Genomic DNA, 24,799 nt, shown 5'->3' on the forward strand with positions numbered 1-24,799 from the left:
CGTTGCGGAAAATCAGCCTGCCACGTCGCGCAGATCTGGCAGCAGCGGCGTGGTCGGATTGACCGGCACGTTCCAGATTTCCTCGGCATATTCGCGGATGGTGCGGTCCGAGGAGAACCAGGCCATGCGCGCGACATTGAGAATGGAGGCGCGCGTCCAGGCCGGCGCCACCTGCCAGCGTGCGTCGACGCTGCGCTGCGCTTCGTAATAGGAATCGAAATCGGCGCTGACCATGTAGTGGTCGAGATAGCGCAGCGCGTGCGCGATCGATTCGAAGCGGCCGGGATCGCCGGGCGAGAACTCGCCGGTGCCGATCGCATTGATGGCGCGCTGGAGCTTTGGCGAATTGCGGATCACGTCGGAGGCATCCAGCCCCTGCTTGCGGCGGATCATCACGTCGCCGGCCTCCATGCCGAAGATCGCGATATTCTCCGCGCCGACATGGTCGCGGATCTCGATGTTGGCGCCGTCGAGCGTGCCGATGGTGAGCGCGCCGTTCAGCGACAGCTTCATGTTGCCGGTGCCGGAGGCCTCCATGCCGGCGGTCGAGATCTGCTCGGACAAATCGGCCGCGGGAATGATCACCTCCGCAAGGCTGACATTGTAGTCGGGCAGGAAGACGACCTTGAGCTTGCCGCCGATCGCGGGATCGTTGTTGACGACGTCCGCGACGTCGTTGACCAGCTTGATGATCAATTTTGCGTAGCGATAGCTCGCCGCCGCCTTGCCGGCGAAGATCTTCACCCGCGGCACCCAGTTGCCGTTGGGATCGTCCTTCATCGCCTGGTACAGCGCCACCGTCTCGATGATGTTGAGGAGCTGGCGCTTGTATTCGTGAATGCGCTTGATCTGCACGTCGAACAGCGCGGTCGGATCGACCTTGATGCCGAGCCGCTCGCCGATCAGGCGCGCCAGCGCGGTCTTGTTGTGAAGCTTGACGCTGCGGAATTTCTTCTGGAATTCGACGTCGCTGGCGCGGGCTTCGATCAGGCTGAGCTGGGTTGGATCGTCGAGCACGACTTCGCCACAGGTCTCGCGCAGCAGGTCGGTCAGCTTCGGATTCGCCAACATCAGCCAGCGGCGGAAGGTGATGCCGTTCGTCTTGTTGGTGATGCGGCCGGGATAGAGATGGTTGAGATCGTGGAACACGGTCTCGCGCATCAGGTCCGAATGCATCGCCGAAACGCCGTTGATGCGGTGCGAGCCGACGAAGGCGAGCTGGCCCATGCGCACGCGGCGTCCGCTCCTCTCGTCGATCAGCGAAACCGAGGCCCGGAAATCGATGTCGCCGGGCGCGCGCGCTTCGGCCAGCGCGAGATGCTGCACGTTGATGCGGTAGATGATCTCGAGATGGCGCGGCAACAGCTGCTCGAACAGTTCGACCGGCCAGGTCTCCAGCGCCTCGGGCAACAGCGTGTGGTTGGTGTAGGACAGCGTCGCGACCGTGATCTTCCAGGCCTCGTCCCAGCGGAAATTGTGCAGGTCGACCAGGATGCGCATCAGCTCGGTGACGGCGAGGCTCGGATGCGTGTCGTTGAGCTGGACCGCGACCTTCATTGCGAGGCTGCGAAGCTGGCCGTCGGAGGTCAGGTGGCGATTGACCAGGTCCTGAAGCGAAGCGGAGACGAAGAAATACTCCTGGCGCAGCCGCAGCTCGCGTCCCGCCGGGCTCTCGTCGTTCGGATAGAGGAATTTGCAGATGGCTTCCGCGCGCGACTGCTCGGCGCTGGCGCTGACATAGTCGCCCTTGTTGAAGGCGTCGAGCTTCAACGGATCGGGCGAGCGTGCCGACCACAGGCGGAGCGCGTTGACGTGCTGGCCGCGCCAGCCGACGATCGGCGTGTCATAGGCGATCGCCTGCACGGTCTCGGCCGGATGCCAGATCGCGCGGTCGCGGCCCTTGTCGTCGACATGCTCGACGCCACCGCCGAAATGGACGTGATAGATCACCTCGGGCCGCTGCAATTCCCAGGGATTGCCGAAGCTCAGCCATTCGTCCGGATATTCCTGCTGCCAGCCCTGATTGATGATCTGGCGGAACAGGCCGTAATCGTAGCGGATGCCGTAGCCGATCGCGGGGATCGAGAGCGTGGCCATGCTCTCCATGAAGCAGGCGGCGAGCCGCCCCAGGCCGCCATTGCCGAGCGCGGCATCCGGCTCGCATTTGCGGAGCTCAGGCAGCGACACGCCGAGATCGCCGAGCGCGACCTCGAAGATCTTGAGCAGCCCCATGTTGTTCAGCGCGTCGGTGAAGAGACGGCCGATCAGGAATTCGAGCGAGAGATAATAGACGCGCTTGCGTCCCGCATCGTAGCTGTGCTTCTCGGCCGTGAGCCAGCGATGCACGATGCGGTCGCGCAGCGCGAGCGCTGCGGCCTGGTACCAGTCGTGCTTGGTGGCCATGCCCGCATCCTTGCCGATGGCAAGGCGCAGCTTCGCCAGGATCGCGCCCTTGACGTCAGCCAGCGCGAGCTCGTCGATGGGCTGGCCGGAGGCCGGAAAACTTGGCTGGAACGATTGATCTTGCAAGGCCGTCACTTCCTGGTCGCGAGAACACCACTAACTCTACGCGTCTTGCCCCTGCACCGGAACCATCCCTGGCGCGGCCGTGCACTGCGCTGGCGTAAATTTATGCAAGGAACGGGCCGATTTGGGAACCCGGAAGCGTACGGAGAGATGCGGATTCGGTGCTAGATTGAGGGCAGATTCAGCCATCAGTGTGGAGGAAACGTCCATGAGACTGCTGATCGAAATCGCCGCCGCGGCCTTCCTCGTCGTCTGCATCACCGCCTCCAGCGCCGCCTTTGCCGCCGGCAAGACGAGTCGCAGTGCCGACGGCATGAGCTGCGGCTTCAGCGTTCCGGAAAATGCGTCTCCCGCGGTGCGCTGCGCCGCCATCAAGCGCCAATGCGGTGGCAAGTTCTACGCGAATGCGTGCGGGGACAGGCTGGTGTCGGCAGCGAATTGAGGAGCGGGTCGCTGGATTCGCCGCGCGTGAAGGTGCTGCGCGCTATCTGACTACGCCCGACGTGAAGCCCGCCTTGCGGCGCGGCGGCTTGATTTCCTTTTTCAGGAAGCAGCGCGCTTCACGCCCGGTGTAGCCGGGACGGGCATAGGTGAAGGCGCGGCACTTGTTGTCGGCGATGCAGGCGGCCTTGCAGGCCTCTTCGCCTTCGCCGTCCTTGATCTCGAAATTGCGCAAGTCGCCGCCGGGGCGGTCGATCGACGTTTCAACGCCTTCGATCCGCGGCTCGATCACGCCGGCGCCACGCACACCGGAGATGCAGCAGCTGCCCGGGACACGCGGCGGCACCGTGTTCTTGAGCCAGCACACTGCCGAGCCGCCTTCGACGTCGGGATAGTTGAAGCTCCAGGAGCGGCAGCGGCGGTCACGCTCACACTGCAGCGCGCAATCCTCGGGGTCACCTGACGTCACCGGCGAGCTGAAATAGTCGCCGCCGGGCCGGTCGAACGCCGTCTGGGCGCGCGCAGGCGCGCTCGCAAACACGAGCGCAAGCAACGTGGCGCAGGCCACGACGCTTGCCATGACGGCCCCACGCAGGCGGCCCTTCCCCATTGGAACAGCTTTCGAGTTATTGACGGCGCTCAGGTTTTTTCAGCCGGTCATTTGATCGCCGCAAACCTGTATGGGCGATGAACGGCTCAGGTCCTGGTCGTCGGCCTCTGGCCTAGAACGCGTATTCCGCGTAGGCCGGTTCCACGGAGCCGTTCCAGGCGCCGTTGAACTTCTCCAGCATCTCCTCGGCCGGGGTCCGGCCGGAATCGAGGATGCGATCGAGCGGCTCCAGATGCCGGGTTTCGTCGCGGCCGAGCTGGTCGATCCGGCCGCGGCGGCGCAGGCCGGCATGGGCCAGAACGAGGCATTCCTTGGCGATCTCGAACAGATAGCGGTCCTTGATCCGCGCCTTGAAGCCGAACCGCGGCACGTCGTCGCGCAGGGCCTGGCGCTCATGCGCGGTCCAGTGCTTCACGAGGTCCCAGGCGGCATCGAGCGACACATCGTCGTAGAGCAGCCCGGCCCAGAAAGCCGACAGCGCCGGCAGGCGGCCCCACGGGCCACCATCGGAGCCGCGCATCTCGAGATAGCGCTTGAGGCGCACCTCCGGGAAGATCGTCGAAAGATGATTGGCCCAGTCCGACAGCGTCGGGCGTTCACCGGGCAGATTGTTGTTGCGGCCGTCGAAGAAGGCGCGGAACGAGGAGCCCGAGACGTCGATGTAATCCTCGTCGCGCTTGACGAAATACATGGGCACGTCGAGCGCGTAGTCGACATAGCGCTCGAAACCCATGCCGTCCTCGAATGCCCACGGCATCATGCCCGAACGCGCATTGTCGGTGTCGCGCCAGATCTCGGAGCGGAACGACAGGAAGCCGTTCGGCTTGCCCTCGGTGAACGGCGAATTGGCAAACAGCGCGGTCGCGACCGGCTGCAGCGCGAGCGAGACGCGCAGCTTCTTGACCATGTCGGCTTCGGAGGAGAAGTCGAGATTGGTCTGCACCGTGCAGGTCCGGTACATCATGTCGAGGCCGTATTGGCCGACCTTCGGCATGTAATTGGTCATGATCTTGTAGCGGCCCTTGGGCATCACCGGGATGTCGGCGCGCGACCAGGACGGCGTCATGCCGAGCCCGAGGAAGCCGATGCCGAGCGGGGTCGCGATCTCGCGCACCTGCGCCAGATGCGCCATCAGCTCGCTCTGGGTCTGATGCACGTTCTCGACCGGCGCGCCGGAGAGCTCGAACTGTCCGCCGGGCTCGAGCGAGATGGCGCCGCCGCCGGTGACGTCGTAGAGGCCGATGATGTTGCCCTTCTCCATGATCGGCTCCCAGCCGAGCAGGAGCTTCATGCCTTCGAGCAGCGCGCCGATGCCCCGCGCACCCTCGTAAGGCACCGGACGGTGGCCTTCGAGCGTGAACGGCGTCTTCTCGTGCTCGGTGCCCATGCGGAATTCGGACGGGTCCTTGCAGCCGGCCTCGAACCACGCGACGAGCTCGTCGCGCGACTGCAGCGGCGTCATATCGATCTGGTCTCGCGCCATATCAAACTCTAATCAAAAAGGGCGCTTCGATCGAAGGCGCGCGGGTGACGGGGTGGTCCGCGAACCCAGGGGGTGCACGGACGAGCTGGTGTGCCGCACGATCATCGCGACGGCGTGGTTTCGTTGACGTGGATGGGCGGCAGTTTCATCTCGCCGCACGAGCAGCCGAGACGGTCGAGCAGACCGCTGAGCTTGACGGCATCCGCATCGGACAGTTTCGAGCCGACATACTTTTCGATCGCGGCCGAATAGGCGCCCCACATCCGCTTCTGCAACTCGCGGCCGGCTTCCGTGATCTCCACGAACTGGCCGCGCTTGTCGATCTTGCATTCGCGCCGGGAGGCGAGCCCCTCGTCGACCAGGCGATCGATCAGGCGCGAAGTGGAGTATTGCGGGATCAGCATTTGCCGCTCGAGTTCCACCGGCCGCAGCTCTCCCGAGGGCGCTCGCGACAATTCGAGCAGCGCGTCGTACCAGGCCAGCGGCGGGAACCCCGCCTTCTTCAAGTCCTGCTCGACGCAATCGAGCACGCGGCTCTGCACCCGCATCAGGCGGATCCAGGCCGAAGTTGCCTCGGTCGATGGTTTGCGTTTCATGGTCCCGCTCAAGCTCGTCGTCCCGTCTCTTACCTCACTCAATGCACCTGCATCAATCTTGACTATTGGATGCAAATGCATGTAGGCGTTCCTTCGCCCCAACCAAGCGTCAAGAGAAAGAAATTCCATGAAACTCTATTACTCGCCCGGCGCCTGCTCCCTGTCCCCCCACATCGCGCTCCTGGAAGCCGGCCTGCCCTATGAGCTGGTCAAGGTCGATATCCGGGCCAAGAAGCTCGAAAATGGTGAGGATTATCTGAAGCTGAACCCGAAGGGCCAGGTCCCTGCGCTGGGCCTCGACAGCGGCGAGATCGTGACCGAAGGCCCGGTCATTGTCCAGATGATCGCCGACCAGGCTTCGGCCAAGGCGCTGGCGCCAGCTCACGGCAGCTCCGAGCGCTACAAGCTGCTCGAATGGCTGAACTTCCTCACCTCGGAGGTGCACAAGAGCTTCGGACCGCTGTTCGCGCCGGCGCTGAACGACGAGGCCAAGGCCTTCTTCAGGGATCGCGTCATGGGCAAGCTGACATACATCGACAGCCAGCTCGCCGGCCGCGACTACCTCATGGGAAAGCAGTTCACGGTGGCCGACGGCTATCTCTTCACGATGCTGACCTGGGGCGATCGGATGGAGTTCGACCTCTCGGCCATGCCGAACCTGACCGCCTACAAGGCTCGCGTTGCGGCGCGGCCGCAGGTCCAAGAGGCGCTGAAGAAGGAAGGCCTTGCGCAGGCGAAGTAAGCGCATCGCAAGATGCAACAATCGAAAGGCCGGATCGACGATCCGGCCTTTTTCTTTGTGAACCATTCGATCGGCGGCCACGTCGAAATCGCGGAGCACCTCCATGGGACAGCCGCCGCCATGAACATGATCGTCCTTATGACCGCCGCGGGCGCGCCGCTCGCGATGCTTGGCTTGTCGACGCCGGACCTGCCGCAGCGCAATTGCATCTTCATGATCCATCCGCAGGTCACCTCGGCCGTGTTCGAGAGCAAGGAAGGAAAAATCGTCTTTCCCGATCGGCCGACCGAATATCCGTGCAGCTATGCCAGGAAGAAGGGCGGAACGGACATCGCCTTCACCAACCAGAATGGCTGGCGCTTCGAGGTTCGCATTGGCCGCGGCGATGAAGGCAGCTGGAGAGCGAGTCTTGCCGACGATGCGGTCTCGGGCCGGGCGTTCTCGCCGCTCGGAGACCGCAAATAAAACGGGCCGGATCGTCGATCCGGCCCGTTTTATTTGCCCTGGGGCGGGCTGGGCGCGAACCCATCTCGCCGGATCATCGTACCTATCATTAGACTTATGAACTACTGTTCGCCGAATGTAAGTAGTGCTGTCTTGTCAGTACCCGTAAAGCGCGCGAGCTTGGCGGAATTGTTAGAGGATTATTTCATCGGAGCCGAACTTGACGATTGCCTTGGTCCTGATCGTCGCAAGTGCATTGGTGGGAATAGCGACAGGTTATGTTTTCAGGATCTGGGCGCTGATATTGATTGCGCCGGCGATCGCAGTTTTCTCGGCAATCATTCTTCGCGCTTACGGATTCGGCATGATGGCGGGTGTGACCGTCATCGCCATCTGTCTTGCCGTCTGCCAGCTCGCCTACTTCGCGGCGGCCTACCTGCTGCACGCGCGGGCGGTCTCAGCCCATGACGAAGTCGACGGCGAGCCAGGCGAGGGAAGCCAGCATAAAATCCGCCGCCAGCACAAGTAACGCCAAAGCGGCCCAAAGCATCGGCCCCTTGCGGCGCAGGCGCGCCGGCTTCTGTTGCGGCGAGAGGCGGCCAGTTGTGGGTCCAACAGCATATTTCGCGGTGAGATCGCGACCGAGCGCGGTCTTCCGCAGCACCAAAGAGTTCATCAAGGATACTTTCTTATTTTGTCTTCAACCTGCCGATGGCTCGGCAAGTGTCCCAACCGGATTCGGAACCCTGACCCGGAGCAAGACTAGTGCCAGGGCCGAGCAAAAGAACGGCGCCGCTTCGACACGCCTATGACAATTGCGCGACACCACGGCAGCGGGGGATCTGACACGGGTCCTACGCGAATTCTGTGATTGGTTCCACAAGCCGGGAACAAATCTGACGCAACCGTGATGACGTCTCCCCAAACAAAAAGGCCGGATCGACGATCCGGCCTTTCTTCTCAAATGATCTTGGGTGGTCAGGCTGCAGCCTTCTTCGGCGCGAATCGGCCGTAGAAGGTTTCTCCCTTCGCGGCCATCTCCTCGAGAAGCTTCGGCGGGGTGAAGCGCGAGCCGTACTTCGCCTCCAGCGTGTGGCAGAGCTCGACAAATTTCTTCGTGCCCATGAAGTCGATGTAGGACAGCGTGCCGCCGGTGAACGGCGCGAAGCCGAAGCCGAGGATCGAGCCGACATCCGCCTCGCGCGGGTCGGTGATGACGTGGTCCTCGACCGTGCGCGCGGCTTCCACCGCCTGCACCACCAGGAAGCGCTGCTTCAGCTCCTCGATGTCGAGCGTGTCGGGATCGAGCTGCTTCGGCTGCAGCGCCGAGAGGCCCGGCCACAGGCTCTTCTGGCCCTTGCCCTTCTCGGGGTAGTCGTAGAAGCCCTTGCTGTTCTTGCGGCCGAGACGGCCCTGCTTCTCGACCATCTCCACCATCAGCTTCTTCTGATCGGGGTTGATGGCGTTCGGGCCGAGATCGGCTTCCGTCGCCTTCATGATCTTGAGCCCGAGGTCGAGTGCGACTTCGTCCGAGAGCGAGAGCGGACCGACCGGCATGCCGGCCATCTTGGCGCAGTTCTCGATCATCGCCGGCGGCACGCCTTCGAGGAACATCTCGTTGCCTTCGGCGACGTAGCGGCCGACGCAGCGATTGGCGAAGAAGCCGCGGCTGTCGTTGACGACGATCGGCGTCTTGCCGATCTGCCGGACGTAATCGAGCGCGGTCGCGAGCGCGAGGTCGCCGGTGTTCTTGCCCTTGATGATCTCGACCAGCATCATCTTCTCGACCGGCGAGAAGAAGTGGATGCCGACGAATTTGCCCTGGTCCTTGAAGCCCTCGGCCAGCGAGGTGATCGGCAGCGTCGAGGTGTTCGACGCGAAGATCACGTCCGGCTTCATATGCTCCTGCGCCTTCGCGAAGGTATCAGCCTTGACCTTGCGATCCTCGAACACGGCCTCGATGACGAGGTCGACGTCCTTGAGTGCAGCATAATCGGCAGTCGGCGTAATGCGCGCGAGCAGCGCGTCGGCGTCACCGGGCTTGGCGCGGCCCTTCTTGATCTGCTCCTCGATCACCTTCTGAGCATGCGCCTTGCCCTTGTCGGCACTCTCCTGGTCGCGGTCGATCAGGACGACGTCGAGACCGGCGCGGGCCGAGACGTAGCCGACGCTCGCACCCATGAAGCCGGCGCCGATCACCGCGATCTTCTTCACCTTGGTCGGGGCTACGTCCTTCGGGCGGCGCGCGCCCTTGTTCAGCTCCTGCATCGACAGGAACAGGCTGCGGATCATCGCGGCTGCTTCCTTCGAACGCAGCACCGAGGTGAAGTAGCGCGACTCGACGCGCAGCGCGGCGTCGATCGGCAACTGCAGGCCTTCATAGACGCAGCTCATGATCGCGCGCGCGGCCGGATAATTGTCGTAGGTCTCCCGGCGATAGATCGCGTTGCCAGCCGGGAACATCATCATGCCGGCCTTGGAGAACACCGGACCGCCCGGCAGCTTGAAGCCCTTCTCGTCCCAGGGCGCGACCGCCTTGCCGCCACCCTTGATCCAGTCCTTCGCCGCCTTGACGAGGTCGCCTGCGGGAACGATGGCGTGAATCAGATTAAGCGCCTTGGCCTTCTCGACCGTGACCGGATCGCCCTTGAGCAGGATCGTCATCGCGTCCTGCGGCGGCACCAGGCGCGGCACGCGCTGCGTGCCGCCGGCGCCGGGGAACAGGCCGACCTTGACCTCGGGCAGGCCGAGGCGCGTCTTGGGATTTTCCGCCGCGACGCGGTAGTGGCAGCACAGCGTGATCTCGAAACCGCCGCCGAGCGCGAGGCCGTTGATCGCGGCCGCCCACGGCTTGCCGGAGGTCTCGATCGAACGCAGCACCTGCGAGAAGCGCCGGCTCTGGTCGAACAGCATCTGGTTTGCGGCGGTCTCGTCCTGCTCCTTCAAGACCTTGGCGTAGGCCTGGTTCATGCCCTCGAGCATCGACAGGTCGGCGCCGGCGCAGAACGCCTCCTTGGCGGAGGTGATGACGACGCCCTTCACGGCGGCGTCGGCCGTGGTTTCCTTGACGATCGCATCGAGCTCGCTGGTCGAGGTCTCGTCGAGCACGTTCATCGAACGGCCCGGGATGTCCCAGGTGACGAGCGCGATGCCGTCGGAATCGGTCTCAACCCTAAAGTTCTTGTAAGCCATGTTGGTTGCTCCTCGGTGCCGCAGCCGATCTCAGGCGCGGCGGTTGACTTGAGATCTCGTAGGATGGGCAAAGGCGCTCTTGCGCCGTGCCCACCATCCTTCGCGGAGACAGCAATGGTGGGCACGCTTCGCTTTGCCCACCCTACGGCAGCTCGTTAGACGCGCTCGATGATGGTCGCGGTGCCCATGCCGCCGCCGATGCACAGCGTCACCAAGGCGGTCGCCTTGTTGGTGCGCTCGAGCTCGTCGAGCACGGTGCCCAAAATCATCGCGCCGGTGGCGCCAAGCGGATGGCCGAGTGCGATCGCGCCGCCATTGACGTTGATCTTGGCGTTGTCGATGTCGAAGGCCTGGATGTAGCGCAGCACGACGGAGGCGAAGGCTTCGTTGAGCTCGAACAGGTCGATGTCCGACTTCTTCATGCCCGAACGCGCGAACAGCTTCTCGGTGACGTCGACCGGACCGGTCAGCATCATCGCCGGCTCGGAGCCGACATTGGCGAAGGCGCGGATCTTTGCGCGCGGCTTCAGGCCGTACTTGCTACCCGCTTCCTTGCTGCCGAGCAGCACGGCGCCGGCGCCGTCGACGATACCCGACGAGTTGCCGGCGTGGTGCACGTAGTTCACGCGCTCGATTTCCGGGTGCGACTGCACCGCGACGCCGTCAAAGCCGCCCATCTGCGCCATCATCGTGAACGACGGCTGAAGCTGTGCCAGCGACTGCATCGTCGTCGAGGGCCGCATGTGCTCGTCCTTGGCGAGGATGGTGAGGCCGTTGATGTCCTTCACGGGCACGATGGACCTGTTGAACCGGCCCTCGTCCCAGGCCTTGCCGGCGCGCTGCTGGCTCTGCACGGCATAGGCGTCGACGTCGTCGCGCGAGAAGCCGTACTTCGTGGCGATCAGATCGGCCGAGACGCCCTGCGGCATGAAGTAGGCCGGCACCGCCATCGACGGGTCCATCGGCCAGGCGCCACCGGAGGCGCCGATGCCGACGCGGCTCATGGATTCGGCGCCGCCACCGATCACCAGCTCATGCTGGCCGCTCATCACCTGGGCTGCGGCAAAATTCACGGCGTCGAGGCCGGAAGCACAGAAGCGGCTGATCTGCACGCCGGGCACGGCTTCGCCTAGGCCGGCCTTGAGCGCGGCGAAGCGCGCGATATCGCTGCCGGCTTCGCCGACGGGGTCGACCACGCCGAGCACGACGTCGTCGACGGAATCTTCCGGCAAGTTGTTGCGGTCCTTCAGCGCCTTCAGCGGCACGGTGGCGAGCGCGAGCGCCGTCACCTCGTGCAGCGCGCCGTCTGCCTTGCCGCGGCCGCGCGGGGTTCGGACGTGGTCGTAAATATAGGCATCTGCCATGGGAGCCTCCTGATTGCAGTTATTGGTTACGACCGCGGCGCGGTCGGATCATTGGCGAAGCGGGAAGCCTCAGAAAGCTTCCGCCGGCAGTTCCATGATGGTGGCGCAGCCGGCCTGGATGCGCGCGAGATTGGCGGCGGTCTCCGGCAGCATGCGCTCCATGAAGAAGCGGCCGGTGACGAGCTTGGTCGAGAGATAGGGCTTCGCTCCGCTCGCGGCAATCTTCGCCTGCGTCACCTTGGCCATCTTCGCCCACATGTAGCCGAGCGCGACGAAGCCGAAGAGATGCAGGTAATCGGTTGCGGCAGCGCCCGCATTGTCCGGCTTCGCCATCGCGTTCTGCATCAGCCAGGTCGTGGCCTGCTGGAGATGGCCGAGCGAGGCCGAGAGCGGGGTGATGAATGGCTTGAGCGCCTCGTCGCCGCCGTTCTCCTTGGCGAAGGCCATGACCTCGCCGAAGAAGGCCATGATGGCACGGCCGCCGTCGCGCGGCAGCTTGCGGCCGACGAGGTCGAGCGCCTGGATGCCGTTGGCGCCTTCATAGATCATGGCGATGCGGGCATCGCGCACGAACTGCTCCATGCCCTGCTCGGCAATGTAGCCGTGGCCGCCATACATCTGCTGCGCCTGCACCGCGTTGGCAAAGCCGTAATCGGTGAGGAAGCCCTTCAGCACGGGCGTCATCAGGCCCATGTGGTCGTCGGCGGCCTGGCGGTCCTTGGGATCTTCGGAGCGATGGGCGACGTCGCTCTTCAGCGCGGTCCACATCACGAAGGCGCGCGCCGCCTCGTTGAAGGCGCGGATCGAGAGCAGCGTGCGGCGCACGTCGGGATGCACGATGATCGGGTCGGCCTGCTTGTCCGGCGCCTTCACGCCGGTCAGCGAGCGGCCCTGGATGCGCTCGCGGGCATAGGCGACCGCGTTCTGATAGGCGACCTCGGACTGCGCGAGACCCTGAACGGCGACGCCGAGGCGGGCCTCGTTCATCATCACGAACATGCCCTGCATGCCCTTGTTCTCTTCGCCGATCAGCCAGCCGGTGGCGCTGTCGTAGTTCATCACGCAGGTGGAATTGCCGTGAATGCCCATCTTGTGCTCGATCGAGCCGCACACCACGCCGTTGCGTGCGCCGACCGAACCATCGGCATTGACCATGAATTTCGGCACCACGAACAGCGACACGCCCTTGATGCCGGCCGGTGCGCCCTCGATGCGGGCGAGCACGAGGTGGATGATGTTGGGGGCGAGGTCATGCTCACCGGCCGAGATGAAGATCTTCGTGCCCGTGATCTTGAAGCTGCCGTCGGGCTGGCGGACCGCCTTGGTGCGGAGCATGCCGAGATCGGTGCCGCAATGCGGCTCGGTCAGGTTCATGGTGCCGGTCCACTCGCCCGCCACCATCTTCGGCACGTAGGTCTGCTTCTGCTCAGGCGAGCCGTGCACGATCAGCGCCGCGGTCGCGCCCATGGTGAGGCCGCCATACATCGAGAACGCCATGTTGGCGGAGATCTGGAATTCGTTGACCGCCTGGCTCAGCGTCACCGGCAGACCCTGGCCGCCGAACTCGGTCGGCGCCGACAGGCCAAGCCAACCGCCCTCTGCCACTTGCTTGAAGGCGTCCTTGAAGCCCTTCGGCGTGGTGACGCTGCCGTCATCGGCGCGCTTGCAGCCTTCGAGATCGCCCACACGATTCAGCGGCTGCAGCACCTCTTCGGCGAGCTTGGCGGCTTCGCCGAGAATGGCTTCGCGCACGTCGCTCGACGCGTCGGAGAAGCCGGCGAGATTGTCGTAGCGATCGATCTGGAAGACGTCGTTGAGCAGGAAGTTCACGTCTTCGACGGGGGCTTTGTAGATCGGCATGATGGTCTCCCGGCAGGCGGTCTGAAGTGATGATGTTGACTTATGATTGAGCGGCGGCCAACTGCTCCGCCATCAGGCGGTGCAGCATGTTGATCGCCTTGAGCGGACGCACCATCACCTTGAAATTGGTGATGCGTCCCTCGGCATCGAAGGTGATGATGTCGACACCGTTGATCTCGATGCCGTCGATGACATTCTTGAATTCGAGCACCGCGCCATTGGCGCTTTTCCACTCGCCGACATAGGTGAAGCCGGGACCGCCGAGCACCTTCTCGGCACTGGCGAGATATTTGAAGGTGATGTCGCGTCCACGCTGCGGCGAATGCACCACGGGGCTTTCGAACACGGCGTCAGGATGGAGCAGGTCCCAGAGCGCGGCGCGGTCGTGGGACTTCATAAAGGCGTACCAGGAATCGAGGCCGGTCATTCTCAGGTGCCTCCCTTAGTCAAAGGCCTTCTTGATCAAAGGCCTTGGCAAAAACGCGAAAACAACCCCATGCACAGTAGCGCGATGGCCGATAAGGGCGGGTCTGAAGCCCGCCTCATATGCACATTGACGCATATGCACCGATGCGCATAAAGTCAAGTCAATTGGTCGGGACCTCGAAATGGAGCTGGTGCCATGGCGCTCGGCGACGCAATCCTCGCATGCCTGACGGAACGTCCGATGACGGGCTACGAGCTCGCCAAGACATTCGATTCCTCGATCGGCTTCTTCTGGAAAGCCGACCACCAGCAAATCTACCGCGAGCTCTCGAAGCTGCGCGACCGCGGCTACATCCAGGGCCGCGAGGTCGTGCAATCGGGCAAGCCCAACAAACTGATTTATACGCTGACTCCCGAGGGCCGAACAGCGCTGCGGCACTGGGCCGCGCGGCCGAGCACACCGCCCTCGATCAAGGACGACCTGCTGGTGCGGCTGCACGCGCTCGACAGCATCGACATCGAGCCCATGCGCACCGATCTGATGGCCCGGCTGGAGCACCACCGCGACCGGCACGAGAATTACGAGCGGATCCTCAAGAAGCGATTTCCCGAGGGCTCGGCGTCGGGCGTGCTCGACCTCGGCAATCTGCTGCTGCTTCAGCTCGGTGCCCGCCACGAGCAGATGGTGGCCGATTTCTGCGAAGAGGCGCTCCAGGCGCTATCGGCGATGAGCGGCAAGGGCGCGGTCGTGCCGCTGGAGGACGGCAAGCGCGAGGGGAAAGGCTAGCTCTTCAGCGCCCTTAGTACTTCGTGACAACAGGCCTATCCCAGTTGAACCGGACATTGACGCCGGCGCGGACGATGTCGTCCGTCAGCCTGACGTCGCGCGTGACGGCGCCGCTGATCGGCGGATCGACATATCGTTTGCTGCCAAAATCGACGTGCACATATTCGAGCTTGAGGGTCACGGCGCCCCAGGTATCGACATAGGCCGCCCATTCACCACCGAGCCCGGCCGCCAGGCCGGTGCGGGTATGGGAGCTGGTGACCTGCACCACTTGGTTGGACACGGTGACCTCGGTACCGGCGAAGGCGATACCGGCCGTGCCATAGATCAGAAACTGATCGAGCGCGTAACCGACACGGCCGCGGAACATATCGATCCATTTTTCCCGCGTGCCGCTCGTCACCCCGACGTTGAAGGGCGGCAGATCCTGCACCTTGCCGTGCTGGTTGGTCCATGACGCGTCGTTCTCGAAGCCGAGCACGGTCTTTTCGATCTGGAAATCGCAGCCGAAGACGCCGCCCGCGACGGCAGCACCGCTGAGATTGAAAGTCCCTGTGATCGTTGGCCCGGAGTCGTCGCCGGCGCGCCGGACATGCTCGCTCTTGCCCCAGTTGCCGCCGCCCTGGATGCCGACATAGCAGCTGGTCCAATTGTATCCCGCGGGCGCCGGTGCCTTCACCGCAGGCGCTGCCGCCGGGGCATCGGCGGCAACAGCATGCGATGCCAGTCCGGCCGCCATCGCGGCCACGAGCAACCTTTTCATGTCAGCCAACAATCCAGTCAGGCAAGAACCCGCCCGTGGATCGGGCCGCTCTCTATCCATTGAGACGTGCGGACCGGGCGCGTGGCGAAATCTTTGTCGGGACGCAGCTTTGGGGCGGGGCCAGCGGCGGCAATCGGGTTCCCGGCGCCCAACTTTAAGACACCGGCAACGCGTTCCTTAACCCGTTATTTACCGTAACAGGAAAAAGTCGGTTTTCGAGGCAGACGACCCGCGCCAAATCCGATTGTCTTCACAACCGGCACGCGTGGGGAGGCTGGAGGCGCCGGGTGGGGCGCCGGAGTCGGAACCGGACAGAGTCATGAATTCGCGCGTATCGTGGAGTGTTGACGGCATCGATCCATCCGTCAGGGAGCGGGCCGAAGCTGCTGCGCGTCGTGCCGGCATGTCACTCAACGATTGGCTGAACTCCACGCTCGGCGAGACGGCCCCGCCGAATTTTCGCGGACCTTACGATCAACGCCAAGAACAACGTCAAGACCAGCGTCAAGAGCAGCGCCAGGATCAGCGCCCGCAACAGATGCCGAGCCAGGAGAGCCGCGACGTCGCCGATATCCACCAGCGGCTCGACGCGATCACCCAGCAGATCGAACGGATTTCAAAGCCCGCGCCGCGCCAAGATGCTTCACGACAGGACGCGTCGCGACCAGACGTCTCGCGCGAGCAGGGCGTCGCGCGCCAGCTCAACGACGCGATCTCGCGGCTCGATGCGCGGCTGTCGCAAATCTCAAAGCCGCAGCAGCCTCAGCGGCCGGCACCGGCTCCGGCACCCGTCGAGACGCGCCAGCGCCAGGCCGATATGGTCGAGCGCGCGGCCGCACAGGTCTATCGCAATTCACCTCCCTTGAGCCCCGCGTCGTTCGACGTTGCCGTCGCCGAGATCACGGCACGGCAGAGCGAGCTCGACGGCTTTACGCCGCGGCAGATGCCGCCACGCGCCGCGCCCTCGATTGCACCGACGGCAGCTCCTTTCGCGCCCCCGATGGCGCCGCCCGCGCCTGCCTATGCGCCGCCGCCCCCGCAGCCGGGGCCGGATTTTTCGTCGCTCGAGCGCCATCTGCTCAAGATCACGAGCCAGATCGAGTCGCTTCAGCGCCCTGACAACACCGAGCAGGCGATCAACGCTTTCCGCAGCGAGCTTGCCGAGATCCGCCACGCCATCACCGAGGCGATGCCGCGCCGCGCGATCGAATCTATCGAGAATGAGATCCGCTCGCTGCACCGTCGCATCGACGAGACCCGCTCGTCCGGGACGGACGGCCAGGTCCTGTCGGGCATCGAGCACGCGTTGTCCGAGATCAAGCAGGTGCTGCGCACGCTGACGCCGGCCGAGCAGCTCACCGGCTATGACGAGGCGATCCGCAACCTCGGCGCCAAGCTCGATCTGATCCTGCGCGCCAATGACGACCCGTCGACGGTGCGCCAGCTCGAAGGCGCGATCTCGGCGCTGCGCGGCATCGTCTCCAACGTCGCCTCCAACGAAGCCCTGGCGCGTCTTTCTGATGACGTGCAGCTGCTGTCCTCCAAGGTCGACCAGGTCACCCGCTCGTCCGGCCCCAGCGACAGCTTTGCGGTACTGGAGCAGCGCATCGCGGCCCTCACCGCCGCGCTGGAAACGCGCGAGCGGCCGCAGCCCACCGAGAGCAGCGAGCATCTCGAAGCCGCGATCCGCGCGCTGTCGGACCGTTTCGACCGCATGCAGGTCGGCAACGATTCCGCGTCGACCTTTGCGCATCTCGAACAGCGGGTCTCGTATCTGCTGGAGCGGATCGAGGCCGCCTCCGATCCGCGCAACGGCAATCTAAGCCGCGTCGAGGACGGGCTGCACGACATCCTGCGGCATCTGGAGCGGCAGCAGGCGACCTATTCCGCCCTCGCCGAAAGCCGCAATTCGGCGCCGTCTGCCGATCCCGGCATGGTCGATCTGGTCAAGCGCGAGCTCTCCGACATCCGCTTCAGCCAGGCCGAGACCAACCGCAGCACCCAGGATTCGCTCGAGGCCGTGCACAGCGCGCTCGGCCATGTCGTCGATCGCCTCTCGATGATCGAGGGTGATCTGCGCGCGGTGCGCACGGCGCCGCCGGCACCCGCACCGCAGCCGATGCCCAGTTCGACGTCCATGTCGATGCCAATGGCCGCGCCCATGGAGCCCCCGCCTGTCGCGCGCGAGCCGTGGCAGCAGCCACAGCAGCAGCCGAAATACGATCCGAAGCCAGAGCTGCAGAACCCGGCCGCCGCGCAACAGCCGCCACAGGGCGCCTTCGTCGCCGCGCCGCGCGAATTCCATGCCGCCGCACCGGCCGCGCCGCCGCCGGTGCCAACCGCACCGCCCGTTCCGCCGCGTGCGATCAGCGAGATCCTCGAGCCGCACACGGCGCCCGCGCGCGCCGCGCTCGCACCGGAATTGCCGCCGGACCATCCGCTCGAGCCGGGCACACGGCCGGGCGGCCGCGTCGCCACGCCCTCGGAGCGCATTGCCGCGTCCGAAAGCGCGATCAGCGAAATCCCCGCCGCGCCGAAAGAGCCGGTGTCGTCGTCGAGCTTTATCGCGGCCGCACGCCGCGCCGCGCAGGCCGCCGCCGCGCAGCCGGAAAAGCCGGCCCGCGGTGCCAAGGCAAGTGCAAAGGCAGCTGCCAAGGCGGCCATCGCAGGCCGCGCCAAGGACACGGGCCAGGAAGGCGGCTCGACCATCACCTCGAAGATCCGCTCGCTGCTGGTCGGCGCCAGCGTGGTCGTGATCGTGCTCGGCACCTTCAAGATGGCGATGAATCTGCTCGATGGCGGCAGCCCGCCGCCGTCACCGCAGGCGATGGAGAATTCGTCGAGCGCGCCCGCGCCGCAGGCTCCGCCGCCGCCGGTCGAGACCAGGCCTGCCACGCCCGAGCAGGTCACGCCGTCGATGACCTCGCCGACGCCGATCGGGAAGCAGTCGCTGAATAATCCCGCGCCCGCTCCCGTGGCAGGGTCGGGCAGCTCGGCTTCGGTCGAAATCCCGCCGGTCCCCGCGACGCCACCACCGCCTGCGGCGAGCAACGACGTCACCGGCGCGCTGTCGGGCGCGAGCCGCGCGAGGCTCGGTATGATCCAGGTGCCGCCGAGCGAGAAGCTCCCTGACGGCATCGGCGGTCCGGTGCTGCGCACCGCCGCGATGAAGGGCGATGCGACCGCGGCCTACGAGATCGGCGTGCGCTTTGCCGAGGGCAAGGGCGTCGCTGCGAATTACGATGAAGCCGCCAAATGGTACGACCGCGCGGCGCAGGCCGGCGTGGTGCCCGCGACCTTCCGCCTCGGCACGCTCTATGAGAAGGGCCTCGGGGTGAAGAAGGACGCCGACATCGCCCGCCGCTACTACACGCAGGCCGCCGAGCGCGGGAACGCCAAGGCGATGCACAATCTCGCGGTGCTCGACGCCGATGGCGGCGGACGCGGCGCCAATTACAAGAGCGCGGCGCAGTGGTTCCGCAAGGCCGCCGATCGCGGCGTCGCCGACAGCCAGTTCAACCTCGGCATCCTCTATGCCCGCGGTATCGGCGTGGAGCAGAACCTCGCCGAATCCTACAAATGGTTCACTCTCGCAGCCGCCCAGGGTGACGCGGATGCGTCCGGCAAGCGCGACGACGTCGCCAAGCGGCTCGATCCGCAGTCGCTCGCCGCCGCCAAGCTCGCGATCCAGACTTTCAGCGCCGAGCCGCAGCCTGACGATGCCGTCAATGTTCCTGCCCCGAACGGCGGCTGGGACAGCGCGCCGCAGGCAAACGCAAAGCCCGCGCCGAAGCCGGTCGCGACCAAGCGCTCGGCCTCGGCGGCGCACTAAAGCGCACTCTCACTCCTCATGGTGAGGAGCGCGCCCTGGCGCGCGTAGCGGACGATGCTTCGCATCGCCGCGAGAACCATGCAGGCCCCCACCACCGATCCGGGCCTCGCCCTTCGAGACGCCTGCTGCGCAGGCTCCTCAGGGTGAGGGGAGACAGCTCGCGCGCCACGTTCACCACGCCCTAAATTCATGGTCCCGCCCGACAACGAATTCCGCTATTGAAGGGCGCGGCAATCGTTCCGACCGTCCGGCGAGCATTCCCGCGCAATCGATCCATTTCGCCGGAGTGTGGTCCTTCGATGCAGCTCTATCTCCCGATCGCCGATCTGCCGGTCAACATCTTCCTGGTGCTGGCGATGGGTGCGGCGGTTGGCTTCGTCTCCGGCATGTTCGGGATCGGCGGCGGCTTCCTGATGACGCCGCTTCTGATCTTCATCGGGATCACTCCGGCGGTCGCGGTCGCCTCCGTTGCGAGCCACATCGCGGCGTCCTCCTTTTCCGGTGCGTTGTCCTACTGGCGGCGGCGCGCGATCGACCCGGCGCTCGCGAGCGTGTTGTTATGCGGCGGTGTCACCGGCACGGCGCTCGGGGTGTGGTCCTTCACGCAGCTTCGTGCGCTCGGCCAGCTCGATCTGATGATCGCGTTGTCCTACGTGGTGCTGCTCACCACGGTCGGCAGCCTGATGTTCTCCGAGGGCCTGCGCGCCCTGATGCGGACCCGTCGCGGCGCGGTGCCGCCACGGCGCACGCACAGCTGGATCCACGGCCTGCCGCTGAAAATGCGGTTCAAGCGCTCGAAGATCTACCTCTCGGTTATTCCTGTCGTGATCGTCGGCATCGTGATCGGCTTCATCGGCGCCATCATGGGCATCGGCGGCGGCTTCATCCTGGTGCCGATCATGATCTATCTGCTGCGGGTGCCGACTTCGACCGTGATCGGGACCTCGATGGTCCTGACGCTGGTCACGATGCTGTTCGCGACCTTGCTGCACGCGGTGACCAATCACCTCGTCGACGCGGTGCTGGCGCTGATCCTGATGGTCGGCGGCGTCACCGGCGCGCAGTTCGGCGCCCGCGCCGGCCAGAAGATCCGCGGCGAGCAGCTGCGGCTGTTGCTGGGCCTGCTGATCCTTTCGGTCGGCGTCCGCTTCGCCATCGAGCTGGTGATCCGGCCCGAGGATCTCTTCACCATCCGTGAATTGGGAGTGAGCGGATGATGCGCGCAGCTCTCGCAGTCCTTCTCGTCCTGCTGCTGGGCTCAGCCGCGCGTGCCGAGCGACTGATCGTGTCGGTCTCCAACCATCGCGTCACGGTGACGCCGAACTATTCCGGCGAGGAACTGGTGCTGTTCGGCTCGGTCGAGAAGGACGCCTCCACGCCCGCGGATCGAAAGAGCTACGATCTCGTCGTCACCGTGATGGGCCCGCGCGCCGACATGGTCACGCGGCGCAAGGAGCGTACCTTCGGCATCTGGATCAACACCGACTACCGGCAGTTCCTGGCGGTGCCGAGCTATCTCGCGCTGTTCGCCAACCGCCCCTTCGATGTCATCACCTCGCCCGAGATCGCGCGGCGGCAGCAGATCGGGCTCAACAACGTGCTGCTGACCCAACGGGTCAGCGGCGACTATGCCGACGTGGTGCCGAACGATGCGTTCCGCTCGGCCTTCATCCGCCTGCGAACCCAGAAAGGTCTCTATCGCGAGGACCCGAGCGCGGTGACGTTCCTGACACCGACGCTGTTTCGTACCGGCATTCCACTGCCGGAGGAGGTGCCGATCGGCACCTATGAGGTGGAAATCAAGCTGTTCGCGAACGGCGCGTTGGTCACCAAGACCGAGACCGCGTTCGAGATCGTCAAGGTCGGCTTCGAGCAGTTCGTCGCGACCAGCGCGCGGCAGCACGGCCTGATCTACGGCCTCGCGACGGCCGCGATGGCGCTGATGACGGGGTGGATGGCGTCGATCGTGTTTCGGAAGGATTAGCGTCCGTCATTGCGAGGAGCACCACTCTCTCCTCCCGTCATCGCCCGGCTCGACCGGGCGATCCAGTATTCCAGAGGCCTTCGTCGAATAGCTCGCTCTCGCAACGACCGCCGCGGCGTACTGGATGCCCCGGTCAAGCCGGGGCATGACAGCTGAGCCTCACGGCGCCTCAACCACCGTCGGCAGGCCCGGCTCCAGCAATCGCAACCGGGTCCCGAAGCCGAGCACATCAAAGGTCTTGCGCAGATCCTCGCCGTCCTGGCGGAAATGCGCCCAGCCCTCGGTATGCAATGGCACGATCATCGCATCCGGAAAGGCGCGCGCCGTCTCGATGGTGTCGTTGGTGTCCATGGTGAGATGGAACGGCCCACGCGTTTGCGCCGCGCCCGCGAACGGCAGCACCACGCCGCATTTGAAGCGGCGCGCGACCTCGGCGACGCCGTCGAACCAGGTGGTGTCGCCGCTGATGTAGACGTCGCTCGTGTCCGTCCGGCTCGAGGACACCACGAAGCCGATGACGTCGCCCGACAGCGGCTCGATGCCGGCCGGGCCGTGGCGCGCCGGCGTCGCGGTGATCGTCAGGGTGTTGCCGTCACGGTCCTTCAGATGCGAGGTCGCCCAGGGCGCGAGGCCCTCGACATGGCCGCCCAGGCGTTTTGCGCCGGCCTCGGTGGTCAGCACGCGCTTTGCGTGTTTGAGAAACGCGCGGCCGGAATTGTCGAGATTGTCCGAGTGCTGGTCGTGGCTGAGCAGGACGGCATCGATCGGGCCGATCGCGTCGGCCTTCAGTGCGGGGCCGATCGTCTTTTCCAGCGTCACATGCGGCAGCTGGTAGGCGCCGGGCGCATCGAAGGTCGGGTCAGTGAGCAGGCGGAAGCCGTCGATCTCGATCAGCGCGGTAGGGCCGCCGATCAGGGTGATGGAAATGGGCATCAGAAAGCTCCTCTTACGCAACGGGCTTTGCGGGGCGCGTCACCAGGTAAATTCCGAGCGCGACCGGGATGATGCCGAGCAGGTCGCGGGCCTCGACATGCTCACCGAGCACGATGTAGGCGAACAGCATGCCGAGCGGCGGCATCAGGAAATGATAGGCGCTCGCAGCCGTTGCGCCACACACTTTCAGGAGATGAAACCAGAGCCAGTAGGCGAGGATCGAGCCGCCGAGCACGAGGAACGCGAAGGCGCCGACCAGGCCCGGGGTGAAATCAATTGCGTGGACGTCGGCGAAGGTGAACGCGACCGGCGTCAGCACGATGCCGGCGGCGAGGTTCTGCACGCCGTTGCCGATCCACAGGCTTCCCTTCGGCGCGAGCAGCTTGAACAGAATCGTGCCGGCGACGATGGAGGCGAGCGAGGCCAGGGTGAAGACGATGCCGTGCAGGGAGTCTGTGCCGACCGACAGGCGATGCCAGACGATCAGGGTGACGCCGGTGATGCCGAGCAGGAGACCGCCCGCCTTGCGCCAAGTCATGCCTTCGCCAAGCAGCAACGCAGCGAGCGCCGCCGTGAATACTGGATTGGCCGAGACGATCAGGCCGCCGAGGCCGGCGGAGACCGATTGCAGGCCGGTGTAGCCGAGCCCGAGATAGAGTGCGTTGTTGGCGATGCCGAGCACGGCAAAGATCGCGGCATCGCGCCAGGACAATGACCAGCCATCACCGCGGATCAGCGTCGCACCGAGGATCAAAATGCCGGCAAGCGAGAAGCGCGCGGCGAGCAGGATCAGCGGCGGGCAATGGGTGACGCCGATCTTGCCGGCGACGAAGGCATAGCTCCAGAGCAGGCAAAACAGTCCGATGGCGAGCGGCAGCGTGTTGAACCGGCTGGGGGCTGCGGGAAGCGAGGTGGCGAGCGACATGAGGGCATTCTCCTGAGCCCTCGATCTAGGGAGACGGCTTGTCATTTGGAAATTAAATGATTAACTTCCAATCAGTGGATTTTCGAATGGAGGCGGCCATGCTCGACCTGGAGCTCCTGCGCAGCTTCGTCTCGGTGGTCGAGGCCGGCGGCTTCACCCGCGCCGGCGAGCGCGTCCACCGCACGCAATCGACCGTCAGCCAGCAGATCAAGCGGCTGGAGGAGGACGTCGGCCAGGTGCTCTTGCACCGTGACGGCAAGGACGTGCGCCCCACTGAGGCCGGCGAACGGCTGCTGTCCTACGCGCGACGGCTGCTCACGCTCGCCGAGGAGGCGCGCGACGTGCTGCGCGAGCCCGACAGCGAGGGCGCGATCCGGCTCGGCATCCCCGAGGATTTTGCGGCGTACCGGCTGGCAAAACTGCTCGGCGCCTTCTCGCGCTCACATCCGGGTCTGCGAATGGACGTGCGCGCCGACCAGAGCAAGAACCTGTCCCGCGACCTCGAACGCGGCGAGCTCGACCTCGCCTTGTTCAAGCGTGAGGCCGGCGCGAAAGGCGCTATCGCGGTGTGGCCGGAGCGGGTGCACTGGGTCACGAGCAAGAGCCATCCGGTCGACGTCAACGCCTCGTCCGTGCCGCTGATCGGATTTCCGCTCGGCTGTCTCTATCGCGCCGGCGCCATCCACGCGCTGGAAAGCGCGGGCCGCGCCTGGCACATGTCCTATTCGTCATCGAGTCTCGCGGGCATCCAGGCTGCGGTCGCAGCCGGCATGGGCTTAAGCATCCTGTCGGAGATGTCGATCCAGTCCGACCACCGCGTGCTGACCGCCAAGGACGGCTTTGAGCCGATCAACCGGACCGAAGTGGCGCTGATGGCCTCGCCCGGTGCCAGCCCCGCAACGCTGCGGCTGGCGGATCGGCTCGCGGAGTTCTGCGACAATGTACAGGCCAAGGCGGCGTGATCACGCCGCGGCAATCACCGTGAGCTCCGGCCACAACGCCTTCCATCGCGCGGCCTTCACCGCGTAACTCGCCGCAGAGAAGTTCGGGCCCGGATTGGGCCGCGCGATCAATCCGGCTATGTCGTCGAAGCCGCGCGGCGCGTAGACCTCGTAGCCGTCGCCTCCGTGCCTCACACCGACTTGCGTGTTCTGGGTGAGGAAACGGTCGATGCCGTCGGTCGAGCAGGTGAGAGGCGGATAGGGCAGGCCGTGCTTGCCGGGATACCAAAGGTGCACGCGCGCCTGGTTGCGGGTCTCGATCTTGACGCCGAGATGCGCGAGCCGCGCATGCAGCGTGCGGATCACGGTGTCCTCCGCCTCCCATGAGGTGTCTGGATCGAAATAGAACACGTCGTAATCGGCGATGCCATGATCGACCGCGCGGTCCGTGAGTACGTTCCACGCCGTCTGCACCAGGCACCCCGACACCAGCCACGCATCGGGAAGCGCGAGCGAGGCGAGCTCGCCGATGATTGCAACATTGACTGGGTTCTTCAGCGCCAGCGTGAGGAAGCGGTCGCGATCCATCGCGGCCATCATTCACGCGCCGGCATCGTACGCCGCTCGTGCGGTCTTCGAGGCGAGGCCGCGCCAGCGCCGCCGCAGGAACGGCTCGACGATCGCGCGCTTCGCCTTGGACAGGCGGATCAGCACGATCGGATAGTCGGCGTAGTGATCGGTGAAATAAAAGATTCTTGGCTGGCTCTCGACCAGCATGGCGCGCTCGTCGATTGGAACGTCGGGCACGACGAGGCTGTCGCCGTCCTCCTTCAGCCGCGCCAGCATCTTCTTGCGCACTTTCAGCGCGGGCGTGCCGTAGGAGGTGCCGTCCTCGACCTCCGGCCACGTCAGTGCAAATTTTCTGACGTCGTCGAAGGTCATTTGATCAA

General features: G+C 65.1%; 22 protein-coding genes. 9 read left to right on the forward strand and 13 right to left on the reverse strand.

Annotated elements, in window-relative coordinates; genetic code table 11:
* Positions 1 to 12: 12 nt before the first annotated feature.
* The gene (locus tag AB7G19_RS04425) at positions 13 to 2,529 is read right to left on the reverse strand and encodes a glycogen/starch/alpha-glucan phosphorylase (RefSeq protein WP_231143816.1); all 2,517 of its coding nucleotides are present in this window, start codon (positions 2,527 to 2,529) and stop codon (positions 13 to 15) included.
* A 205-nt stretch (positions 2,530 to 2,734) separates the two neighbouring features.
* Between AB7G19_RS04425 and AB7G19_RS04430 the strand changes: the two genes are divergently transcribed.
* Positions 2,735 to 2,968 carry a hypothetical protein gene (locus AB7G19_RS04430; RefSeq protein WP_063980747.1) on the forward strand — a complete coding sequence of 78 codons (234 nt, stop codon included), beginning with the start codon at positions 2,735 to 2,737 and terminating at the stop codon, positions 2,966 to 2,968.
* Positions 2,969 to 3,010: 42 nt separating this feature from the next.
* Here the strand turns inward: AB7G19_RS04430 and AB7G19_RS04435 are convergent, their stop codons facing one another.
* The 3 genes from AB7G19_RS04435 to AB7G19_RS04445 form a co-directional block, all read right to left on the reverse strand.
* Complete coding sequence (locus AB7G19_RS04435; RefSeq protein WP_063980748.1) at positions 3,011 to 3,577, reverse strand: PAN domain-containing protein; 567 nt, start codon at positions 3,575 to 3,577, stop codon at positions 3,011 to 3,013.
* Positions 3,578 to 3,689: 112 nt separating this feature from the next.
* Positions 3,690 to 5,060 (reverse strand): glutamate--cysteine ligase, encoded by a 1,371-nt coding sequence (locus AB7G19_RS04440; protein ID WP_441267730.1) that lies wholly within the window; start codon positions 5,058 to 5,060, stop codon positions 3,690 to 3,692.
* Positions 5,061 to 5,161: 101 nt separating this feature from the next.
* Positions 5,162 to 5,656 carry a MarR family winged helix-turn-helix transcriptional regulator gene (locus AB7G19_RS04445; protein WP_038960026.1) on the reverse strand — a complete coding sequence of 165 codons (495 nt, stop codon included), beginning with the start codon at positions 5,654 to 5,656 and terminating at the stop codon, positions 5,162 to 5,164.
* Positions 5,657 to 5,783: 127 nt separating this feature from the next.
* Here AB7G19_RS04445 and gstA point away from each other — a divergent pair, with 127 nt between their 5' ends.
* From gstA to AB7G19_RS04460, 3 genes are all read left to right on the forward strand, one after another.
* On the forward strand, positions 5,784 to 6,398 hold the full coding sequence (gene gstA, locus AB7G19_RS04450; RefSeq protein WP_063980749.1) for a glutathione transferase GstA: 615 nt from the start codon (positions 5,784 to 5,786) through the stop codon (positions 6,396 to 6,398).
* Between the two features lie 120 nt (positions 6,399 to 6,518).
* Positions 6,519 to 6,863: a hypothetical protein gene (locus AB7G19_RS04455; RefSeq protein WP_207794619.1), complete on the forward strand. Its 345-nt coding sequence runs from the start codon at positions 6,519 to 6,521 to the stop codon at positions 6,861 to 6,863.
* Between the two features lie 199 nt (positions 6,864 to 7,062).
* Positions 7,063 to 7,371 (forward strand): hypothetical protein, encoded by a 309-nt coding sequence (locus AB7G19_RS04460; RefSeq protein ID WP_063980751.1) that lies wholly within the window; start codon positions 7,063 to 7,065, stop codon positions 7,369 to 7,371.
* Positions 7,372 to 7,820: 449 nt separating this feature from the next.
* Here AB7G19_RS04460 and AB7G19_RS04465 read toward each other — a convergent pair whose 3' ends face one another.
* The 4 genes from AB7G19_RS04465 to AB7G19_RS04480 form a co-directional block, all read right to left on the reverse strand.
* Positions 7,821 to 10,034, reverse strand: coding sequence for an FAD-dependent oxidoreductase (locus AB7G19_RS04465; RefSeq protein ID WP_063980752.1), 2,214 nt, complete (start codon positions 10,032 to 10,034; stop codon positions 7,821 to 7,823).
* A 155-nt stretch (positions 10,035 to 10,189) separates the two neighbouring features.
* The gene (locus tag AB7G19_RS04470) at positions 10,190 to 11,398 is read right to left on the reverse strand and encodes an acetyl-CoA C-acetyltransferase (protein ID WP_231143818.1); all 1,209 of its coding nucleotides are present in this window, start codon (positions 11,396 to 11,398) and stop codon (positions 10,190 to 10,192) included.
* Positions 11,399 to 11,467: 69 nt separating this feature from the next.
* A complete protein-coding gene (locus tag AB7G19_RS04475; RefSeq protein ID WP_441267731.1) occupies positions 11,468 to 13,258 on the reverse strand; it encodes an acyl-CoA dehydrogenase C-terminal domain-containing protein in 1,791 nt (596 codons plus the stop codon).
* A gap of 40 nt (positions 13,259 to 13,298) precedes the next feature.
* Positions 13,299 to 13,685, reverse strand: a complete 387-nt coding sequence (locus tag AB7G19_RS04480; RefSeq protein WP_063980754.1) for a nuclear transport factor 2 family protein — start codon at positions 13,683 to 13,685, stop codon at positions 13,299 to 13,301.
* Positions 13,686 to 13,880: 195 nt separating this feature from the next.
* On the opposite strand from AB7G19_RS04480, the gene AB7G19_RS04485 reads away from it, so the two are divergent.
* Complete coding sequence (locus tag AB7G19_RS04485; protein WP_063980755.1) at positions 13,881 to 14,471, forward strand: PadR family transcriptional regulator; 591 nt, start codon at positions 13,881 to 13,883, stop codon at positions 14,469 to 14,471.
* A 13-nt stretch (positions 14,472 to 14,484) separates the two neighbouring features.
* Here the strand turns inward: AB7G19_RS04485 and AB7G19_RS04490 are convergent, their stop codons facing one another.
* The gene (locus tag AB7G19_RS04490) at positions 14,485 to 15,234 is read right to left on the reverse strand and encodes an outer membrane protein (RefSeq protein ID WP_063980756.1); all 750 of its coding nucleotides are present in this window, start codon (positions 15,232 to 15,234) and stop codon (positions 14,485 to 14,487) included.
* Between the two features lie 319 nt (positions 15,235 to 15,553).
* On the opposite strand from AB7G19_RS04490, the gene AB7G19_RS04495 reads away from it, so the two are divergent.
* From AB7G19_RS04495 to AB7G19_RS04505, 3 genes are all read left to right on the forward strand, one after another.
* Positions 15,554 to 19,066, forward strand: a complete 3,513-nt coding sequence (locus AB7G19_RS04495) for a tetratricopeptide repeat protein (RefSeq protein ID WP_231143819.1) — start codon at positions 15,554 to 15,556, stop codon at positions 19,064 to 19,066.
* A gap of 299 nt (positions 19,067 to 19,365) precedes the next feature.
* Positions 19,366 to 20,283 carry a sulfite exporter TauE/SafE family protein gene (locus AB7G19_RS04500; RefSeq protein WP_063980758.1) on the forward strand — a complete coding sequence of 306 codons (918 nt, stop codon included), beginning with the start codon at positions 19,366 to 19,368 and terminating at the stop codon, positions 20,281 to 20,283.
* Positions 20,280 to 21,050: a TIGR02186 family protein gene (locus AB7G19_RS04505; RefSeq protein ID WP_063980759.1), complete on the forward strand. Its 771-nt coding sequence runs from the start codon at positions 20,280 to 20,282 to the stop codon at positions 21,048 to 21,050. Before AB7G19_RS04500 ends, AB7G19_RS04505 begins: the two co-directional genes overlap by 4 nt.
* 159 nt (positions 21,051 to 21,209) lie before the next feature.
* Here AB7G19_RS04505 and AB7G19_RS04510 read toward each other — a convergent pair whose 3' ends face one another.
* Positions 21,210 to 21,983 carry an MBL fold metallo-hydrolase gene (locus AB7G19_RS04510; RefSeq protein WP_063980760.1) on the reverse strand — a complete coding sequence of 258 codons (774 nt, stop codon included), beginning with the start codon at positions 21,981 to 21,983 and terminating at the stop codon, positions 21,210 to 21,212.
* Positions 21,984 to 21,996: 13 nt separating this feature from the next.
* Entirely contained in the window at positions 21,997 to 22,908 is a 912-nt protein-coding gene (locus tag AB7G19_RS04515; RefSeq protein WP_063980761.1) for a DMT family transporter, read from the reverse strand.
* A gap of 98 nt (positions 22,909 to 23,006) precedes the next feature.
* Between AB7G19_RS04515 and AB7G19_RS04520 the strand changes: the two genes are divergently transcribed.
* Positions 23,007 to 23,870: a LysR family transcriptional regulator gene (locus tag AB7G19_RS04520; RefSeq protein ID WP_063986047.1), complete on the forward strand. Its 864-nt coding sequence runs from the start codon at positions 23,007 to 23,009 to the stop codon at positions 23,868 to 23,870.
* On the opposite strand, the gene AB7G19_RS04525 is transcribed toward AB7G19_RS04520, so the two are convergent.
* Complete coding sequence (locus AB7G19_RS04525) at positions 23,871 to 24,437, reverse strand: nucleotidyltransferase family protein (protein WP_063986048.1); 567 nt, start codon at positions 24,435 to 24,437, stop codon at positions 23,871 to 23,873.
* 12 nt (positions 24,438 to 24,449) lie between these two features.
* Entirely contained in the window at positions 24,450 to 24,791 is a 342-nt protein-coding gene (locus AB7G19_RS04530; RefSeq protein WP_231143820.1) for an MmcQ/YjbR family DNA-binding protein, read from the reverse strand.
* Positions 24,792 to 24,799: the final 8 nt, after the last annotated feature.

Origin of the sequence: Bradyrhizobium sp. 215_C5_N1_1 (assembly GCF_052075935.1) — a bacterium.
Lineage (GTDB): Bacteria > Pseudomonadota > Alphaproteobacteria > Rhizobiales > Xanthobacteraceae > Bradyrhizobium > Bradyrhizobium barranii.

Coding starts and splice junctions, on each gene's coding strand:
- AB7G19_RS04430 (WP_063980747.1), top strand. CDS start 2,735: ATGAGACTGCTGATCGAAATCGCCGCCGCGGCCTTCCTCGTCGTCTGC.
- AB7G19_RS04435 (WP_063980748.1), bottom strand. CDS start 3,577: ATGGGGAAGGGCCGCCTGCGTGGGGCCGTCATGGCAAGCGTCGTGGCC.
- AB7G19_RS04440 (WP_441267730.1), bottom strand. CDS start 5,060: ATGGCGCGAGACCAGATCGATATGACGCCGCTGCAGTCGCGCGACGAG.
- AB7G19_RS04445 (WP_038960026.1), bottom strand. CDS start 5,656: ATGAAACGCAAACCATCGACCGAGGCAACTTCGGCCTGGATCCGCCTG.
- gstA (WP_063980749.1), top strand. CDS start 5,784: ATGAAACTCTATTACTCGCCCGGCGCCTGCTCCCTGTCCCCCCACATC.
- AB7G19_RS04455 (WP_207794619.1), top strand. CDS start 6,519: ATGAACATGATCGTCCTTATGACCGCCGCGGGCGCGCCGCTCGCGATG.
- AB7G19_RS04465 (WP_063980752.1), bottom strand. CDS start 10,034: ATGGCTTACAAGAACTTTAGGGTTGAGACCGATTCCGACGGCATCGCG.
- AB7G19_RS04470 (WP_231143818.1), bottom strand. CDS start 11,398: ATGGCAGATGCCTATATTTACGACCACGTCCGAACCCCGCGCGGCCGC.
- AB7G19_RS04475 (WP_441267731.1), bottom strand. CDS start 13,258: ATGCCGATCTACAAAGCCCCCGTCGAAGACGTGAACTTCCTGCTCAAC.
- AB7G19_RS04480 (WP_063980754.1), bottom strand. CDS start 13,685: ATGACCGGCCTCGATTCCTGGTACGCCTTTATGAAGTCCCACGACCGC.
- AB7G19_RS04485 (WP_063980755.1), top strand. CDS start 13,881: ATGGCGCTCGGCGACGCAATCCTCGCATGCCTGACGGAACGTCCGATG.
- AB7G19_RS04490 (WP_063980756.1), bottom strand. CDS start 15,234: ATGAAAAGGTTGCTCGTGGCCGCGATGGCGGCCGGACTGGCATCGCAT.
- AB7G19_RS04495 (WP_231143819.1), top strand. CDS start 15,554: ATGAATTCGCGCGTATCGTGGAGTGTTGACGGCATCGATCCATCCGTC.
- AB7G19_RS04500 (WP_063980758.1), top strand. CDS start 19,366: ATGCAGCTCTATCTCCCGATCGCCGATCTGCCGGTCAACATCTTCCTG.
- AB7G19_RS04505 (WP_063980759.1), top strand. CDS start 20,280: ATGATGCGCGCAGCTCTCGCAGTCCTTCTCGTCCTGCTGCTGGGCTCA.
- AB7G19_RS04510 (WP_063980760.1), bottom strand. CDS start 21,983: ATGCCCATTTCCATCACCCTGATCGGCGGCCCTACCGCGCTGATCGAG.
- AB7G19_RS04515 (WP_063980761.1), bottom strand. CDS start 22,908: ATGTCGCTCGCCACCTCGCTTCCCGCAGCCCCCAGCCGGTTCAACACG.
- AB7G19_RS04520 (WP_063986047.1), top strand. CDS start 23,007: ATGCTCGACCTGGAGCTCCTGCGCAGCTTCGTCTCGGTGGTCGAGGCC.
- AB7G19_RS04525 (WP_063986048.1), bottom strand. CDS start 24,437: ATGGATCGCGACCGCTTCCTCACGCTGGCGCTGAAGAACCCAGTCAAT.
- AB7G19_RS04530 (WP_231143820.1), bottom strand. CDS start 24,791: ATGACCTTCGACGACGTCAGAAAATTTGCACTGACGTGGCCGGAGGTC.